Genomic DNA, 511 nt, shown 5'->3' with positions numbered 1-511 from the left:
CACGACAGGATGGAGTTGGGCGGTCGCGCATCGTGGCGCAGGCGCTGTGCGGCAAGGGCCCAATGCACCGGGCCCGTGGCGGCACCGACCTGGCCGATCACGGCGGCGGGCTCCCAGTCGATGGGGTCCCACCCTGGCCCTATCCGGGCCCGGGTGGGAATCTGTGCCATCGCCCGCCAGGTGGAGCCATCGAAATCCGAGACGGTGTAGCCCACGTTGTCTGCTTGCCAGCGGGCATGGGCCAGGGCAGAGCGCAAGGCGTGTTGCAGCGCCTCGGGCTCCGGGGCCTGCTGGGGAAGTCGATGCGCGGTGGCATTCGTTGCCAGCGCCGGCGGGTGCAGCACCAGCCCGCGCCCGTTGGCGTCCCGCGTGTCCGAGGCGGCTTGCAGCCAGAGGGCAGCGGCGGCTTCGCTGGCGATGCAGCCGTCGGCATGGCGGTCCGTGAGCAACGCACTGCGGGCATGGGCCGCTTGCAGGGTCGCGGTATCGAGCAGGCTGTCCACGGCCATCA

General features: G+C 71.6%; 1 pseudogene. It reads right to left on the bottom strand.

The annotated features are described in order from the left end of the window. Positions 1-511, bottom strand: a pseudogene (locus AVAK2825_RS24760) (hypothetical protein); the annotation flags it as partial.

Origin of the sequence: Acidovorax sp. SUPP2825 (assembly GCF_030158995.1) — a bacterium.
Lineage (GTDB): Bacteria > Pseudomonadota > Gammaproteobacteria > Burkholderiales > Burkholderiaceae_C > Paracidovorax.
Note: the sequence above shows the minus strand (reverse complement) of the source record. Positions and strands in the feature narration are given on the sequence as shown.